General features: G+C 69.6%; 13 protein-coding genes. 10 read left to right on the top strand and 3 right to left on the bottom strand.

The window, feature by feature from the left end:
• The first annotated feature begins 29 nt into the window (after positions 1 to 29).
• From MO1_RS10230 to MO1_RS10270, 9 genes are all read left to right on the top strand, one after another.
• Positions 30 to 1,115 carry a substrate-binding domain-containing protein gene (locus MO1_RS10230; RefSeq protein ID WP_060915973.1) on the top strand — a complete coding sequence of 362 codons (1,086 nt, stop codon included), beginning with the start codon at positions 30 to 32 and terminating at the stop codon, positions 1,113 to 1,115.
• 34 nt (positions 1,116 to 1,149) lie between these two features.
• A complete protein-coding gene (locus tag MO1_RS10235; RefSeq protein ID WP_060915974.1) occupies positions 1,150 to 2,640 on the top strand; it encodes a sugar ABC transporter ATP-binding protein in 1,491 nt (496 codons plus the stop codon).
• On the top strand, positions 2,637 to 3,623 hold the full coding sequence (locus tag MO1_RS10240) for an ABC transporter permease (protein WP_082724404.1): 987 nt from the start codon (positions 2,637 to 2,639) through the stop codon (positions 3,621 to 3,623). The genes MO1_RS10235 and MO1_RS10240 overlap by 4 nt, the downstream gene beginning before the upstream one ends.
• On the top strand, positions 3,620 to 4,675 hold the full coding sequence (locus MO1_RS10245) for an ABC transporter permease (RefSeq protein ID WP_060915975.1): 1,056 nt from the start codon (positions 3,620 to 3,622) through the stop codon (positions 4,673 to 4,675). The genes MO1_RS10240 and MO1_RS10245 overlap by 4 nt, the downstream gene beginning before the upstream one ends.
• A complete protein-coding gene (gene lsrF, locus MO1_RS10250) occupies positions 4,668 to 5,540 on the top strand; it encodes a 3-hydroxy-5-phosphonooxypentane-2,4-dione thiolase (protein WP_060915976.1) in 873 nt (290 codons plus the stop codon). The genes MO1_RS10245 and lsrF overlap by 8 nt, the downstream gene beginning before the upstream one ends.
• 67 nt (positions 5,541 to 5,607) lie before the next feature.
• On the top strand, positions 5,608 to 7,272 hold the full coding sequence (locus MO1_RS10255) for a glycerol-3-phosphate dehydrogenase/oxidase (protein ID WP_060915977.1): 1,665 nt from the start codon (positions 5,608 to 5,610) through the stop codon (positions 7,270 to 7,272).
• A 31-nt stretch (positions 7,273 to 7,303) separates the two neighbouring features.
• Complete coding sequence (locus tag MO1_RS10260) at positions 7,304 to 8,782, top strand: FGGY-family carbohydrate kinase (RefSeq protein WP_209436038.1); 1,479 nt, start codon at positions 7,304 to 7,306, stop codon at positions 8,780 to 8,782.
• Positions 8,779 to 10,707, top strand: a complete 1,929-nt coding sequence (locus tag MO1_RS10265) for an SDR family NAD(P)-dependent oxidoreductase (RefSeq protein WP_082724408.1) — start codon at positions 8,779 to 8,781, stop codon at positions 10,705 to 10,707. The genes MO1_RS10260 and MO1_RS10265 overlap by 4 nt, the downstream gene beginning before the upstream one ends.
• Positions 10,708 to 10,881: 174 nt before the next feature.
• Positions 10,882 to 12,720 carry a sensor histidine kinase gene (locus MO1_RS10270; protein WP_060915980.1) on the top strand — a complete coding sequence of 613 codons (1,839 nt, stop codon included), beginning with the start codon at positions 10,882 to 10,884 and terminating at the stop codon, positions 12,718 to 12,720.
• Between the two features lie 2 nt (positions 12,721 to 12,722).
• On the opposite strand, the gene MO1_RS14775 is transcribed toward MO1_RS10270, so the two are convergent.
• From MO1_RS14775 to MO1_RS10280, 3 genes are all read right to left on the bottom strand, one after another.
• Positions 12,723 to 12,866, bottom strand: a complete 144-nt coding sequence (locus MO1_RS14775; RefSeq protein WP_167542033.1) for a hypothetical protein — start codon at positions 12,864 to 12,866, stop codon at positions 12,723 to 12,725.
• A 126-nt stretch (positions 12,867 to 12,992) separates the two neighbouring features.
• On the bottom strand, positions 12,993 to 14,564 hold the full coding sequence (locus MO1_RS10275; RefSeq protein ID WP_036309912.1) for a GMC oxidoreductase: 1,572 nt from the start codon (positions 14,562 to 14,564) through the stop codon (positions 12,993 to 12,995).
• Positions 14,561 to 15,946, bottom strand: coding sequence for an alpha/beta fold hydrolase (locus tag MO1_RS10280; RefSeq protein WP_060915981.1), 1,386 nt, complete (start codon positions 15,944 to 15,946; stop codon positions 14,561 to 14,563). The genes MO1_RS10275 and MO1_RS10280 overlap by 4 nt, the downstream gene beginning before the upstream one ends.
• 221 nt (positions 15,947 to 16,167) lie before the next feature.
• Between MO1_RS10280 and MO1_RS10285 the strand changes: the two genes are divergently transcribed.
• Positions 16,168 to 17,073, top strand: coding sequence for an SDR family oxidoreductase (locus MO1_RS10285; protein ID WP_060915982.1), 906 nt, complete (start codon positions 16,168 to 16,170; stop codon positions 17,071 to 17,073).
• Positions 17,074 to 17,075 lie beyond the last annotated feature (2 nt).

The following is a 17,075-nucleotide window of genomic DNA, read 5'->3' on the forward strand; positions in this document are numbered from 1 at the left end:
CGCGAAGACGCGAACAGTGGAGGCAACAGATGAAGTTCCCGAATATGCGGCGCGCCCTGACCGCCGCAGCGGCCACCGCAGCCGCAGCAGTGATCCTCGCCGGCTGTGCGGCCTCGGCCGAGCCCGCCGGCTCATCCGGTGGCGAGCCCAAGGGGCTGAAGATCGCCCTGTCGAACGGGTTCGTGAACGGGTGGCGACTCACCCTGATCGACAAGTTCGAAACCGAGGCCGACAAGCTGAAGTCGGACGGCGTCGTCTCCGACTACTCCGTCGTCAACGCCCCGGGCGAGAACAGTGCAACGGAGCAGGCGTCGCAGATCCGCAGCCTCATGCTGCAGAACCCCGACGTGCTGATGGTGATCCCCGCCTCGTCCAGCGCTCTCAAGCCGGTGATCGAAGAGGCCTGCACCGCGGGCATCAACGTCATCATCCTCGACGCCGACATGGACACCAGCTGCGGCACTGTCGTGCGCAACGACTACGGGCAGTGGGGCGCTGACTCCATTCAGCCGGCCCTCGACGCGATCGACGGCAAGGGCGACATCGTCATCAACCGCGGCGTCGTCGGCTCGCAGCCGGAAGAAGCGTTCCACGCCCGTCAGATGGAGATCCTGAAGGACTACCCCGATGTGAAGGTCGCGGCCGAGGTCAACGGCTTCTGCGACTCTGCGACCGCGCAGAAGGAGATCGTGGGCGTCCTCGGTTCCCTGCCCGAGATCGCGGCCGTCCCCGGGTGCATCGGCGGTATGGGTGTCGTGCAGGCATTCGAATCCGCAGGGCGCGAGGCGCCGGTCGTCGTCTTCGACACCGATGGCAAGTCGTTGAAGTTCTGGCAGGAGAGCGGTCTCGACAACGGCTCCTTCGCCGCCCTGACGGACCCCGGTCAGGTCGTGGCCGCCGTCTACGTCGCTCTCGCCAAGGAGCGCCGTGACGACGTCCCGAACGAGGTCGTGCTGCCGCTCGTCCAGGTCGCGCAGGCCGACCTCGACTACTGGGTCGACGCGCTCGGCACGGATGAGTACGCCGCCAACGCGTGGGACGAGGCATCCATCACGGCTGCTCTCGAGGCGATCGCCGCGGGCGAGCCCGTCGAAGCACCCGCGCTCAAGAAGTAATCCGTCCGGCCGACCGGTTCGAAGGAACACTCCCATGACCTCTGCGATGAACACGCCCGGACACAGCGCCGTCACGCCGCCGCTGCTGACCGCTACCGACGTGTCGAAGCGATACGGCAAGACCGCCGCGTTGACGGGCATCGACATCACCGTCGGAGCGGGAGAGATCCTCGGACTGGTCGGCCACAACGGCGCAGGCAAGAGCACGCTCATGCGCGTGCTCGCAGGCCGCGAAGCCCCCGATCACGGATCGGTGGCGTGGCGCGCCCCCGGTCCGTGGAATCAGCGCACCGCCGCTGCCGCGGGCGTGCGCATGGTGTACCAGGAGCTCGCACTCTGCCCGGACCTCACCGTCGCCGAGAACATCGCGCTGTCGGATGCCGCGGCGCGAGGCTGGCGGTGGCGGCGTACCGCCGAGCGCCGCGTCGCACAGACGCTCGACGACATCTTTCCGGGGCACGGCATCGACATCGTCCGTCGGGTCGTCGACCTCAGCATGGCGCAGCGTCAGATGCTCGAGATCGCTCGCGCCCTCTGTACTGACGGCCTGTCGATGCTCATCCTGGACGAGCCGACCGAGTCGCTGAGCGTGGACGCGACCCGCCAGCTTTACGCCCACCTCCGCTCGCTGACCGCACGGGGCGTGAGCATGGTGCTCATCTCGCACCGCATGCAGGAGGTCCTCGCCAACGCCGACCGAATCGCCGTCATGAAGGACGGTCGCATCGTCGAGGTGACCGGCGCGGCAGTGACGAGCGAGGACGCACTGCTGGCGACGATGGGCGGCGACGTCCACGCCGACACCAGCACGGTCCGCCGGGTGACGAGCGCACCCCGACCCGACGTGCGCGCCGAAGGCACACTCGCCCGACTCGACGATCTGGGCGTCGAGCTGCACGTCCGCCCCGGCGAGGTCGTCGGCCTCGCGGGCCTGGCCGGCCACGGACAGGATGTCGCGCTGCGACGGCTGTGGTCGAACAGCCGGGGCGCGACGGTGGCCAAGCGACGCGCCTACGTGCCCGGCGACCGGCAGACGAGCGGGATCTTCCCGCTGTGGACCGTCGCGGAGAACCTCACCGTGGCATCCACCCGACAGCTCTCCACCGCGGGTGTCGTGCGATCCGGTCGCAAGAGTGCGCTCGCGGGGGAGTGGGTGCAGCGCCTGAACATCAAGGGCGGTGCGCGCTCGCCCATCACCGCCCTGTCCGGCGGCAATCAACAGAAGGTCCTGGTCGCCCGAGCGTTCGCAACGGACGCCGTCCTCGTTCTGCTCGACGACCCGTTCCGGGGCGTCGACGTGACGACGAAGAACGAGCTCTACGCCCTCATGCGCGTCGAGGCCGCTCGCGGACGATCAGTCATCTGGTACTCGACCGAGAACGGCGAGATGGCCCACTGCGACCGCGTCTACGTGTTCCGATCCGGCCGCATCGTCAGCGAGCTGCGCGGCGACGAGATCACCGAGGACCGCATCATCGCCGACTCGTTCGGCACCGACGAACGCATCGAGGAGATCGCGCGATGACCACGGCACCGGCAGGACAACGGTCCGCCTCGTTCCCGACGACAACCACCCGGCTGCGGGGGAGTGCGATCAACGGCTCGCCCGCGCTGCTCGCGCTGCTCACCCTTGCCGTCATCTTCGCGATCACCGCGAGCCTGCAGCCCGGCATCCTGAGCATCCCCGGACTCACCCTCATGCTGATGTCGTCGGTGCCTCTGGTGCTCGCGGCGCAGGCGCAGATGATCATCATGAGTGTCGGCGACATCGACCTCAGCGTCGGCTATCTCGTGGGCCTCATCACCGTCATCGCCGCGACGCTGTTCATCGACGCTCCGCTGCTCGCCGTCGCTGCGATCGTCGGCATCGTCGTCGTCTACGGTCTACTCGCCCTGGTCGTCCAGCGTCGCGGGGTGCCGTCGATCATCGTGACCCTCGGTATGTCATTCGTCTGGCTCGGCATCGGCCTGCAGATCCGCCCGACGCCGGGCGGTCAGACGCCCGACTGGCTGTCGGTCATCTCGACCTGGCGTCCGACGTGGTTCCCCGCGCCGGTCATCTTCATCGTCCTGGCGACGCTGGCCGGCTGGTACATCACCCGCCGCGCTCGCGTGGGCGCGCAGATGCGGGCGCTCGGGTCGCAGGCCGCGACGCTCGAAAAGGCCGGTGTCTCGCTGACGCGCACCCGCATCACGGCTTACGCACTCGCCGCCGTCCTCATGGTCGCGGCCGGTCTCATGCTCGCCTCGCAGACATGGTCGGGCGATGTGAACGCCGCGAGCGAGTACACCCTCATGACCATCGCCGCGGTCATCCTCGGGGGCGGCACGTTCTCGGGCGGACGCGCCCTGCCCATCGGGACGACGCTCGGCGCCGTCACCCTCGGGCTCATCACCGTGCTGCTGAGCCTCATCAATCTCCCGTCCGCCCTGCAGTCGGCGGCGCAAGGCCTCATCGTCATCGCGGTGCTGGCTGGTCGCATCATCACCGAGAGGTTCGTCCGATGACCGCAGTCGACACCCGCACCCTCCCCACGGCTCCCGCATCCCGGCGGTTCAGCTGGCCGGCGTGGGGCTGGTCCCTGATCGGCGTTCTCGCTGTCTGGGCCGTCATCATCGCCGTCCGACCCGGGTCGCCGTTCGACCCGATCACGCAGGCACTCTCGCTCGCGCCCTTCCTGGTGCTGGTCGCCCTCGGCCAGATGCTCGTCATCACCTTGGGGCCCGGCAACATCGACGTCTCAGTGGGAACGGTCATCTCGATGACCTCGTACGTGTCCGTCGCGATCGGTGCGACGCACGGCCCGGCCGTCGGACTGCTCGCCGCCGTCGTCGCCGGCGCCCTGGCGGGAGCCGTGTCGGTCGCCGCGATCCTGGTGCTCCGCGTGCCGCCCATCATCGCGACCCTCGCGACCAGCCTCATCGTCACGAGCGCGACGCTGCTGCTCGCCGATGCGGCCCGCGGCGGTGCCGACCCGGTGCTGCGCGCCTTCGTCAATGCCAAGGTCGTCGGCATCCCGATCATTGCGATCATCGTCGCGGCCGTCACCGTGCTGACCTGGTTCGTCCTTCGGCACACGCAGCTCGGACTGTCGATCATCGCGGTCGGCCAGAGCGCACGCGCCGCGGAGCGCGCAGGCATCAAGGTCGCGCTCGTCACCGCAACCGCCTACCTCATCAGCGCCGGGTTCGCGGGCCTCGTCGGCGGCCTGCTCGCGGCGTACATCTCGCCGAGTACGGTTCTCGGGACCAGCTACATGCTCGACTCCATCGCCGTGGTGGTCATCGGCGGCACCCTCATCTCGGGCGGCCGCCCCGTACCCGCGGGCGCATGGACAGGCGCCCTCTTCTTCGTGCTGCTGTCCGGCCTGCTGAACCTCGTCGGCTGGTCGGTCGGGGCGCAGAACGTCCTCAAAGGCGTGCTCGTCGTCCTCGTCGTGATCGTCGCATCGGCGGCGACGGGAACCGGCCGCTCGAGCATCCGACGGTTGCGGGACAGCATGCGCAGCCGGACAACGACCCCCTCCACCCCCTCACAGAAGGAGCCCATCAATGGCTGACCTCGACGACCTCCGCGACGGCACCGACTTCGGCGGAAGCGCCGCACCTGCAGGCGGATTCCACCTCAAGGGCCAGGCCGGCCAGGACTGGGGCCTGCGCGCGCGCCTGTCGCGCGTGTTCGACCCGGCAGACGGCAAGACCGTCATGCTCGCTTTCGACCACGGCTACTTCCAGGGCCCGACGTCGGGCCTGGAGCGACTCGACCGGTCGATCCTGCCGCTGGTTCCACAGGCGGACGCCCTGATGTGCACCCGCGGCGCGCTGCGCACCACCATCCCGCCCGAGAACGGCAAGGGCATCGTCCTGCGAGCCTCGGGCGGCCCCAGCATCCTGAAGGAGCTCTCGGATGAAGAGCTCGCGGTGTCCATCGACGACGCCGTGCGGCTGGATGCCGCGGCCCTCGCCGTCCAGGTGTTCGTCGGCGGTGAGAACGAGACCAAGTCGATCAAGAACCTGACCACGCTCGTCGACCAGGGTCAGGGTGCGGGGATCCCGGTCCTGGCAGTAACGGCGGTCGGGCGAGACATGGTGCGCGACGCCCGCTACTTCCGCCTCGCCACCCGCATCAGCGCAGAGCTGGGAGCCGCGTTCGTCAAGACGTACTACGTCGAGGACGGCTTCGAGACGATCACAAGCGCCTGCCCCGTTCCGATCGTCATCGCCGGCGGCAAGAAGGTCGAAGAGCGCGAGGCGCTCCGCGTGGCCTACCAGGCGATCCAGGAGGGCGCCGCGGGCGTGGACATGGGGCGGAACGTCTTCCAGTCCGAGCACCCCGCCGCCATGCTTGCCGCCGTCCGCGGGGTCGTGCACGACGGACTCACCTCGTCCGACGCGTTCGACCTCTTCCAGACCCTGTCGCACTGAACCCGATGCGGGCGCCGACGCGGCGCCCGCATCCCTGCTCGGGCACACGCGCCCGGTGAGGACACCCATGCCCACTCTGCACACCCACAGCACTCCGTCGAACGCCGACGTCGTCGTGATCGGCGCCGGCATCAACGGTCTGGCGATCACGCGGGAGCTCGCCGCCCGAGGGCTCGACGTCGTGATGATCGATCAGGACGACATTGCGGCCCGCACCTCGGCGATCTCGACGCGTCTCATCCACGGCGGGCTCAAGTACCTTCCGCGGTTCGAGATCCCTCTCGTGCTCGAGTCGATCCGAGAACGCGACATCCTGCTGCAGAGTGCGCCGCACCTGGTGCGGCCGTACCCGATGCTGATCCCGTTCGCGAAGTGGAACAAGACCCCTGGTTGGCTGATGTCGTGCGGGCTCATCGTCCATGACGTCCTCGCCCTCGGCAAGAAGCTGCCCCTGAACCGGATCGTGTTCTCGGGCCGTCTCAAGCGGGAATGGCCCTCGGTCGCGAAGGCCGGCGTCAAATGGGGCGGACTGTTCCAGGACGCGCACGTGCCTGTGACAGAGCGGTTCGCGGTCGAGATCGCCATCGACGCGAGTGCCCGCGGCGCCACGATCCTCACGCACACGCCCGTGACGGGCCTCCTTCGAGATGCGAGGCGGGTCGTCGGCGTGACCTACCGCGACCGGCTCTCACGCGAGACCCGCGAGCTCCGGGCACCCCTCGTCATCAACTCGGCCGGGCCCTGGGTGGATGCCGTCCTCGATCTGGCGGGCGACCACCCTCGGAAGATCGGGCCGACGAAAGGCAGCCATCTCGTCGTCGAGGCCTTCCCCGGAGCTCCCGACACCTGCATCTTCTTCGACTCGCCCGAAGACGGGCGCCCGATGTTCGTGCTGCCCTGGTGGGACGGCCGCTTCATGATCGGAACCACCGACCTCCCCTACGACGGCTCCATCGACGAGATCGCCATCGATGAGGCCGAGGTGGATTACCTGCTCCGCTCGGCGAACACGATCATCCCCGACGCGTCCCTGAAGCCGGACGACGTCCTCTGGTCCTACTCCGGCGTGAGGCCCCTGCCTTACGTCGCCGACCTCACCGACCCGTCCTCCGTCTCACGTGACAGCGACATCATCGAGCACACGGGCGACGAGCGCGGGCTGCTCACCATCATCGGCGGTAAGTACACGACGCACCGCGCGCTCGGCGAGCAGACTCTCCGAAAGGTCGAGGACGCCTTGGGTCTGCCGCATCAGCCGTCGCCCACCCGGACCTCGCGTTTCCCCGGGGCGCCGGCGGCAGAGATCACGGCGTTCACGAAAGCTTTCACCGATCGCAGCCACCTCCCGGCGGCCGTGGCGACGAGGCTCGCATCGGTGTACGGGACGCTGGCCCGTCCCATCGCGGAACTTGCGGCATCCGACCCTGCGCTCGCAGAGGTCATCGACCCTGAGACCGGTGCGATCGCAGCCGAAGTGCTCTACGCCGTCCGAGAGGAGGGCGCGTTCACCCTGGAGGACGTCCTGGTGCGACGCACCGTCATCGCCTTCGGCAGCGACGTGGGGCTCGCGGCTTCGTCCGCCGCCGCCGCAGTGCTGGTGGCATACGCGGGGTGGAGCGAGGCGCACGCCGATGCTGAGGTGGCGCGCTACCGTGAAGCAGCTCGGCGTTTCATGCCGCGGGCCCTGCGAGGCGACGAAGCCGCAGACCAGGTCCCCGCCGGAACGCTCTGAACCCGGGAGAACGAGCAAGATGAAAAGCTGCGTGATCGGCATCGACGTCGGTCTCACTTCGGCCAAGGCGGCCGCATTCGACCAGCACGGGAACGAGATCAGGACGGTCTCGTCGCCCAACCCCCGCGTCGCGGTGTCGCGAGAGCGTCAGGAGATCGACATGGACGCGCTCTGGAGCGTCGTCGCCGACGTCCTGCGGGATCTCACCGAGCATCTGCAGCGCGAGGGGTGGCACGTCAGCAGTATCGGGGCGACAGGTCACGGCAACGGGCTCTATCTCGTCGACGAGCACCTGAGGCCCGTGCGGTCAGCCATCGCGTCGACCGACAGCAGGGCGGAGCAGATCGTTGCCGCGCTTCCGTCGGCCGAGGTCGAGCGCGTGCGTCTGCTGACAGGGTCGATCCCTTGGGCGGCGCAGCCTGCGGTCCTGCTTCGCTGGCTGCAGGACAACGAGCCGGAGACACTGGCGCGGGCACGATGGGCCCTGACCTGCAAGGACTGGCTGACACTGTGCCTCACCGGAGCGCCGAGCGCGGACCTCTCGGATGCATCCGGCTGCGGACTCGTGAACCTGCGGTCGCGCCGATACGAGTCGGCCGCCGTCGAGATGCTGGGTCTGCCTCGCGGCATCCTCCGCATGTTCCCGGCGCTGCGATCCTCTGATGCCGTCGTCGGCGCCGTCACGGCCGAGGCGTCCTCGGCGACGGGACTGCCGGAAGGTGTCCCTGTCGTCGCAGGCTGCATGGACTGCGTCGCAAGTCCGCTGGGCGCGGGCTCGGCTCGAAAGGGCGATGTCACGGTCATCGTCGGAACGTGGGCCATCAACAGCGTCGTCGTGCCGGCCGACACCGTTCCGCCTCGCGTGACCATCAACGCGCTCCTGCCCGACAGCGAACTCATGCTTGCGATGGAGGTCGCGCCGACCTCGGCGGCGAGCATCGAATGGGCCTCGAGCATCCTCGGCTCGCGTGCAACGCTTCCGGTCACCCCACGGGATCTCCTAGAGGCATGCCCCGACGCTCCGCCCCTGGCTGACGGACTGATCTTCCTGCCGTTCATCCACGGCGCCCCTGAGCACCTGGGTGCCTCGGGCACGTTCCTCGGAATCAAGGGAAGCCACACGTTCGCGCACGTGGCCCGTGCGGTCGCCGAGGGCATCACGCAGTACCACCGAGTGCAGATCGAGAAGGTCAGTGCGTGCGGCGCCGGCCTCACGGATGGACCTTGGACGCTGGCGGGCGGGGGCGCGAAGAATGCCCAGTGGGCGCAGATGTTCGCAGACATCCTCGATCATCCGATGCGGCGGCAGTTGGGCACCGAGCTCGGCGCCCGTGGCGTCGCGTCGCTCGCCGCTCGGGGAGTCGGCATGGACACATCACCGTGGCAGGTCGCACCCGATCCGGCGCTGGTGGTGTCGCCAGGCACGGCACGCGACGCCTATCGGGATCAGGCCGCTCGATTCGACCGAGTGCTGTCGGCCATGGGATCCGTGTGGGAGGTCTCCGCGTGAGCGTGATCTCGGACGGCCACCGTCGCGACCTGGACGCCATCGTCCGCGTGAGCCGCAAGCTCGGTGCGGATACCTCGTTCGTGCTCCACGGCGGCGGCAACACCTCGATCAAGACCGTCGGGCGCGATGTCACCGGCGCCGACGTCGACCTCGTCCTCGTCAAGGGAAGCGGGTGGGACCTCGGCACTATCGAGGCCGCGGGCTTCGCGCCGCTCCGCCGTTCCCGGCTGGCCGAGCTGCTACAGCTCGATGAGCTCGACGACATGACGATGGTGAACGAGCTTCGGCAGGCCTCGCTCGATGCATCCGCCCCTACGGCCTCGATCGAAGCGCTGCTGCACGCCTACCTGCCCGGAAAAGCGGTGCTGCACTCGCACGCCGATGCCATCGTCGCGCTGACCAATCGGGATGTCGATGACAGCGAGATCGCCGAGGTCCTGGGCGACGGTGTGCTCGTGCTCCCGTACGTGATGCCGGGGTTCCCGCTCGCGAGACGGATCGCGTCCACGGACGTCTCGACCGTCGACGCGGTGGTCCTCCGCAACCACGGGCTGTTCACCTTCGCAGACGATCCGGATGCCGCCCTGGGCCGCCATCGCGAGCTCGTCGCCCGTGCGGCCTCGGCAACCGGTGTGACGCAGTGGGGTGACCCCGGGGGCACCTCCGATCGCAAGGGCGATGTCGAGGAACTGGCCGAGCTCCGTCGTGCGGTGTCGGCTGCTGCCGGGCGGCCGATGCTGATGCGCCAGTCCACCAGTTCGCGAGGCGCGGAGGTCGCCGCGCGGCCAGGGCTCGACAGGGCTACCAGACGCGGAACCGCGACCCCGGAACACGTCCTCTACACCAAGCGGTCACCGATGCTGGGTCGCGATGTCGAAGAGTTCGCGACCCGGTATCACGAATACGTCGAGCGCCACCGGGACCGCATCGACGTGATGACAGAGCTGGATCCCGCGCCCCGTGTCGTCCTCGATCCTGATCTAGGGCTGCTCGTCACCGGGGAGACCGTACGAGACCTGCGTGTCGTTCACGACGTGGCGCTGCACACCTTCGACGTCATCGACGCCGCCGATCGGATGGGTGGATACCAGTCACTGAGTGAGGAGCTCACCTTCGACATCGAGTACTGGTCGCTCGAGCAGGCCAAGCTCGCCGGCAAGAAGCGCTCGCCGCTCACAGGCGAGGTCGCACTCGTCACCGGCGCCGCGTCCGGCATCGGCCGCGCCGTCGCGGACCATCTGCTGCGGAGCGGGGCCGCTGTTGTCGGTGTCGACCTGAGTTCTGGGGTGGCGGACGCCTTCGACGGCGAGGCCTGGCGGGGGGTCGTCGGCGACGTAAGCGACCCGTCCGTCATTGACGCTGCCATCGACACGGCCGCTCGAGACTTCGGCGGCCTCGACATGGTCGTACCCGCCGCGGGGATCTTCCCGGCGAGTGCCCCGGTCGCGAACCTGCGAGACGACGAATGGGACCGCGCCATGCGGGTCAATGTCACCGCTGTGGCCCGTCTCGCGCGGGCTGCCCATCCGCTGTTGGCGCGGTCACCACGAGGGGGGCGGCTGGTGCTCGTCTCGACGAAGAACGTGGCGGCGCCCGGTCCTGGCGTCGCTGCGTATTCCGCGAGCAAAGCCGCCGCAGCTCAACTCGCTCGCGTGCTGGCGCTCGAGTGGGCGCAAGACGGCATCCGGGTCAATCAGGTCGAGCCTGATGCCGTTTTCGATACGAGTATCTGGACGCCCGAGCTGCTCGCACAGCGGGCCGCGGAGTACGGCATGTCCGTCGCGGAGTACCGCACGCGCAATCTGCTCGGCGCTGAAGTCACGAGCTCCTTGGTCGCGGAGGCGGTCGGGGTGTTCTGCGTGATGTTGCCCGTCACCACCGGGGCGCACCTCAGCGTCGACGGCGGCAACGACCGCGTGATCTAACCAGGCCTGACTCACCACGGTCCGATACCCACGACGAAAGCCTCGAAGCCGACGGTCACAAGGACCGGACTGCCGCCGACCTCACGCAGGCGGGTTCGGCGTTCCCCGGGGAGACCCACGCGCCGCTACACTGTCGACCGGGCCAGGCAGGCCCTCTCTGGGGAAAGACAAGGAATGGCCCGGCGGGTTCCCGTACTCGCCGCTCGTCGGCGGGCTCGTCTCGGCGCTCACGTGTGGTGGGACGCCGTCACCAGTGGTTCCTTCTTCACGCAGCCCTCGCTCTGGTTCACGCTGATCGTCTCGATCACCGTCCTTGCTCCGTTCCAGCACTTCACCGGCCCCGCCGACTACTCACAGGTCGTCGCCATCGGCGCGCTCGGGTGGGCCGTGCTCGCAGCTGCTCTCGTGCCCGTGGCGATTGCCGAACGCACCATGCGTCGGCGGCGGCTTCGTGGACTTCTCGTGCTGACGGCCGTCGCCGTCGCAGGCGTTGCCCGTCCGTTCGTCAACGAAGGCGTGTACGTGCTGATCTATCAGAGCGCGCCCGACTTCTCCGGCCTCTACGCCCGAGTGAGCTCGAACCTCGTGGTCTGGGTCGCGGGGCTCTCGATCATCGCGATGACGGTGCGATCCATCGAACTCACCCGCGGAACCCGTGCGCGGCTGGTCGATGCGACCGCCGCGCTCGCCGCCGGCAGCCGTCGCCTCGCTCGCTTCGACGCCGAGAATCGCGGCTCCCTCGGCCCCCTCATCTCGCGACTCCGGCGTGAACGCGACGCGATGCTCGCCGGCACCATCGACTTCGACGCCGTCCGCGAGTACTCCGAGCGGGTCCGCGCAGCCAGCCACCGCCTCGAGGAGCGCGCGGACCTCGATCTTCGTGTCGTCCCCACCGACTCCGGCGATGCTCCCGAACCCCCGGCACCCCGAACCGCATTCGCCATGCTCCGGCCCGCACCCCACCTGCTCACCGGCTTCGTCTTCATGCTCGGGGCCGTGCCCTACGCCCACCACGTCGCCGGTCTGCCCGCCGCGATCGCGGCCATCCTCGTCGGCATGCCGCTCACCCTCGCCGCCGACGTCGCGGTCCGCTTCTTCGGTCACAAGAAGAGCGCCGCGCAGCGCGGCGGAGTGCTGGTGGCAGTGTGGGTGGCCGCCGGCATCCTCATGTCCGTTCTCGCCTACGTGCTGGTGCCGCACGACGACCCCGCCCGCATCGTGCCCCTCGCCTCGCTGCCGCTCGTCGCCGTTGCGCTGGCCGCCTGCACGGACGCCGTGGCCCGAGCGTCCGATACCGCGCGTCGGCTCGAAGTCGTGCTCGGGATGGTTGCCCGCACCCTCACCGCCAAGACCGCGCACGCGCGCCGCCCGTTACGGCACGCCGCGCATGTGCTGCACGGTCGGGTGCAGGGCCGATGCGTACTGCTCGCGGCCGCGGCCGACGAGCGGGAGATCACGCCCGACGACATCCTCACCTTCCGACGAGAGACGGATGCCGCCTACGATTCGATCCTCGCCTTCATCGTCGAGACGAACGCCGCCGCAGCAGAAGGGGTCCTACAGTCGGCGCACGAAGACCTCGCCGAACTCGTCGCGACCTGGAGCGCCGTCCTCGACGTGTCGAGCGAGATCTCGGCCAGCGCCGCCGACGCGCTCATCGATCCTGCGCTCTCGAGGAGCGTTGCGACCGTGGTGAACGAAGGCTTCGTCAACGCGGTGAAACACTCCGACGCGAAGTCGGTGTGGCTGTCGGTCGGGGTCGAAGGCGAAGCGCTGCTCGTGCGCACCTGGTCGATCGGCACCCTCGATAGTGCTCCGATCGCGACCCCCGAGCGACGTGGTGTCAGCGCGCTCGGGTCGGGCGCCCGCATCTTCCAACGCGACGACACGGTCGTCCTCGAAGTTCCGGTACCGCTGACCGCAGACCGGGAAGGGCCGGTGGCGACGGTTTCCGACCCGCCGCAGCCTGCCTGGTGGGGGCGTCGGGCAACCCGTGCGTCACGCCGCGACTGAACTCAGTACTCGAGCAGCGCCGCGATGACGAGTGCTGCGGCCCCCACCGCGATCAGCACCACCAGAACGTAGACCCACCAGGGGATGCCGGGTGCTCGGGGAGCGGAGCGCTTGCGTGAACGGCGGTGCGACGAGCGTGCGAACATCGGGTTCCTCCCACAACGGCGGCGCCGGAACGCCGAGGTCCCTCATTCGGCGCCGTTGACGAGAACCTGCGCCCACCGTAGCGGAGCAGCCCACGCTGGGGGGAGTGGCGTTTCCGAAGTCGCGGGTCAGCGGGTGGCGAGCATCCGATCTGCCGTCCGGAGCCCGAGTGCCATCTGCGTGAGAGCAGGGTTGGCGGGCAACGAGCTCGGGAAGGTCGAGTTGTCGCAGATCCAGAGGTTATCGATCTCGTGCGAGCGACCGTCGGCATCCACCACAGCGTCGTCGGGGTCGTCACCCATCCGGCAGGTGCCGAGCGTGTGCGCGGTGCGCTGCATCACCCGCGTGGAGCGCGCACCGGCCGCCGTGAGGATGCGCTCCATCACGTCGATGCCGTGCGCGTCGATGGCTCGCTCATTCGCGCCCTTCGAGAAGGAGATCTCGGCCCGCGGCATCCCATCGTCGGCGATCTCCCGCGAGAGGACCAACGCGTTGTTCTCGTACGGCAGGCACTCCCCGTTCATGCCGATGCCTGCGCTGAACGGGTAGTCGTCCAGGGCCGACATGAGGTCGTCGCCCCAGAGGTTCGCGGCGCGGATCAGCTGCACGCCAAAGTTCAGGGGCATGACCCCGAGGCTCTGCAGGAGGTAACCGCCGGCGAAGTCCGCGTCGGCGGGACGGAGGAAGTCTTCGCTGATGATCGACGACGGGTACCCGCGGTAGCCGCGGATCGGCTCGTCGAACCGGCCCCACACCTGCACCGCTCCGTGCGCCATGAAGCCCCGTCCGACGACGCCGTTCGCGTTGCCGACGCCGGTGTGGAGCAGCAGGCGAGGGGTCTCGACGCCGCCGGCAGCGAGCACGAGCGTCGCGCACCGCTGGCGCCTGTCGACCCCGCCGGAGCGGTAGACCACGGCGGTGACGCGACCCGCGGCATCCCGTTCGATCCCATGCACGAAGGAGTCGGGACGCACCTCGGCTCCCGCGGCCACGGCGGCGGGGAGGTACGTGTTCGCGGTCGTCGCCTTGGCGCCGAATCGGTCTCCCTGGTGGATGTCGCCGTTGTCGAGCGTTCCCGCGCGCAGCCCGTGGTGCGGCTGATCGCGATCGCGAGTGAGGATCGCGGCGGGGCCGTCGGTCGCCGTGATGCCGAGAGCCTCGCACCCGCGCATCATCGCGTCGGACGACCCGTTGCGCCGCACAGGCGGGTAGGCGTACTGCCGGGACGGGTCCCACGGGTAGTGCGCCGGACCACTCACGCCGATGTCGGACTCGACCCGTTCGATGTAGCGGATGAGTTCGGCGTGATCGATCGGCCAGTCCCGGCCCTCACCGGTGTCGGAGCGCAGGCGCACATCGCGTGGGTCGGGACGGGGGGTGAACGCGCCCCAGTGCAGCGTGCTGCCGCCGACGCCGAACCCGCTGTTGTTCGGCCCGAACGCCGTGCGGTCGTCGCCGCCGCTCAACCGCTCCGACATCCAGTTGATCTTCGTCGACTCGAGCTCGTCGGGGGTGAACTCGCTCGGTGCGAAGTCCGGACCCGCCTCGAGTGCCACGACCCGCAGGCCCGCCTCCGCGAGACGCGAGAGGAGAGGAGCGCCGCCGGCGCCCGTTCCCACGACGACGACATCGACCACGTCGTCGTCGGCGAAGCGGCGCATGCCGGGGTGGTCCGTCACCCGGCGCTGGTCAGCGCTCACGCGGCATCCTCCTTCGTGTCATCGATCGATTCGCCGAGTTCCGCTGGCTCCCACGGCTCGCGCTGGCCGGGTGCGATGGTCGCCCACCCCGCCGGCTCCGCACCCGTGCCGCCGATCGCGAACCCGTCGAAGCCGATTCGCGCGAGCGACGCCGGATGCGACAGCCACACCCGCAGCAGGTCGTTGCGCGCGTCTTCGAACCAGGAGCGGAAGGCGTCGGCCGTCATCCCGTACGCGATCACCCCGTCGGTCATGAGGCTCACGATGGCGTCCTTCTGGTCCTGCACGTCCCGCGGCCAGAGCGAGGCGACCGTGTCGAGCCCGAGGCCGTAGGCCACGCGGTCCGACGGAACGCCGGCCGTGCGCCAGCCGTCGCCCGAGCCCGCGGCGAGCAGCGCGTCGACACGCAGCGCGAGGTCGATGGTGCCGCCGTCGCCCTGCGGTACGAGCAGTGCGCTCAGTGCGCGGAGGGTCTGTACCTGCGCCGGAGTCAGCGCCCGCGGTGCACGGGTGCGGTCATCGGCCAGTGCGCGGTTCGCGAGCGCGCGGCGCACCGCGACGTCGACCCGCGTCGACGCGAGCACGCGCCCCCACTCCGCCGGGACGATCGGAGCGCCCTCGCGGATCGCATCCCACGTCTCGGCGAGCACTGCGGCGACCCGCTCGGGCGCCTCGTAGGGGAGCAGATGGCCGACACCCGGCATCCGCTCGACCCGGGCTCGGGGGTAGGTCTTCGAGACGAGTTCGGGCTGCGCGTCGGCGCCGAGCGCGTCGTCGTCATCGCCGGCGAGGACCACGACCGGCAGGTCGAGCGTGCCCACCAGCGCGCTCGCGTCTTCGCGGCTGCCCGCAGTCAGCCAGTCACGCCACGCGGATGCCGGCTGTCGCACGACGGCGTCGACCGCGGCTTCGTGCAGCGCATCGGAGAGCGGGGCGGCGACGTTCGAGGCGATGAACGCCTCGGCATCCTCTCGCGACAGGTGCTCGCCCTGTGCGGTCGCGAGCATCTCGGCGCGCTTGTCGTCGGGCATGGGCTCGGGCGTCGGGGGAGAGGGGGCGAGCAGCACGGCGCCCGCGAGCCCGAACACCGGCTCGGTACCGGCCAGGAGGCGCGCCATGACCCGCGCGGCGACCTTGCCGCCGAGGCTGTGGCCGCAGACGAGGAAAGGGCCGCCGTCGGCCTCGGCGGCGATCCGCTCGAGGGCGGTGTCGGCGAGGTCGTCGAGCGACGCCGCGCGTCCGCGGTCGAGCAGGTCGATGCCGACGACGCGCAGGCGCGGGTCTGCCGCCGCTGCGACCGCGTCGGCAGAGCCGGCATCCAACCCCAGTCCCGGAAGGAAGAAGACGGTGCACTCAGGGGTGGGGTTCGCGGCGCTCGTCACTACATCACTCTAGGAACGCGACGGAGTGCGCTGGCCCTCTTGCGTGGGGCCTTCCCGGGTGCGATCATCCGGCCCTCGTGCGTGGGTTCGGAGATTGTGCCCGGATTCGGATGCGCAGGCGCGTGCGCCTCCGAATCCGAGGGGTCGGTCCGAATCCGAGGGCCCGGAACGCCCCGCGCAAGGGGGTGAATGGATGCCGCATCGGCCCGTACCGTGGCCGCATGAGCACCGAGCACCCCGACCAGTTCACGTTCGGAAACCCCGTCACGCGCTACGCGCGCGTTGAGCCGCCCGTCCAGCGCCAGCCGGAGCCGGGCGTGCAGGCGCGGATGACGCCGGTCCCCGACCTCGGCGAAGACACCTACCGTGGCACGGGTCGCCTGCAGGGACGCAAGGCGCTCGTCACCGGTGGCGACTCGGGTATCGGCGCCGCCGCCGCCATCGCCTTCGCACGCGAGGGCGCGGATGTCGTCATCGTGCACCTCGACGCCGAAGCGGAGGATGCCGCGCACGTCCTCGACGTCATCGACGCCGCCGACGTCCGCGGACACGCGATCGCCGCCGACATCACCGACCCGGAGCGCTGCCGCGACCTCGTCGCCGACGCGGCCGAGTTCCTCGGCGGCATCGACATCCTCGTCAACAACGCCGGCAAGCAGGTCGCCGTACCGCGCGTCGAGGACCTGTCCGACGACCAGTTCCGGACCACCTTCGAAACCAACGTCTTCGCGCCGTTCTGGATCATCAAGGCCGCGCTCGCGCACATGCCGGCCGGCGCATCCATCATCAACACAGCCTCGCTCGAGGCATACAAGCCGGCTCCCGACCGTCTCGACTACGCCGCGACGAAGGCCGCGATCAACAACCTGTCGAAGGGTCTCGCACAGCAGCTGGCGCCCCGCGGCATCCGGGTCAATGTTGTCGCGCCCGGGCCGGTCTGGTCTGCCCTGCAGGTGAGCGACGGAGTCTCCGACGAGCAGATGCAGGCGTTCGACGACGAGAACGAGTACCAGCGGGCGGGTCAGCCCGCCGAGATCGCGCCGGCATTCGTCTTCCTCGCCTCAGCCGAGTCGAGCTACGTCTCGGGGGAGACCCTCAACGTCAACGGCGGCATGGTCACGCCGTGACG

Source organism: Microbacterium oleivorans NBRC 103075 (assembly GCF_001552475.1).
Classification (GTDB): Bacteria; Actinomycetota; Actinomycetes; order Actinomycetales; family Microbacteriaceae; genus Microbacterium; species Microbacterium oleivorans.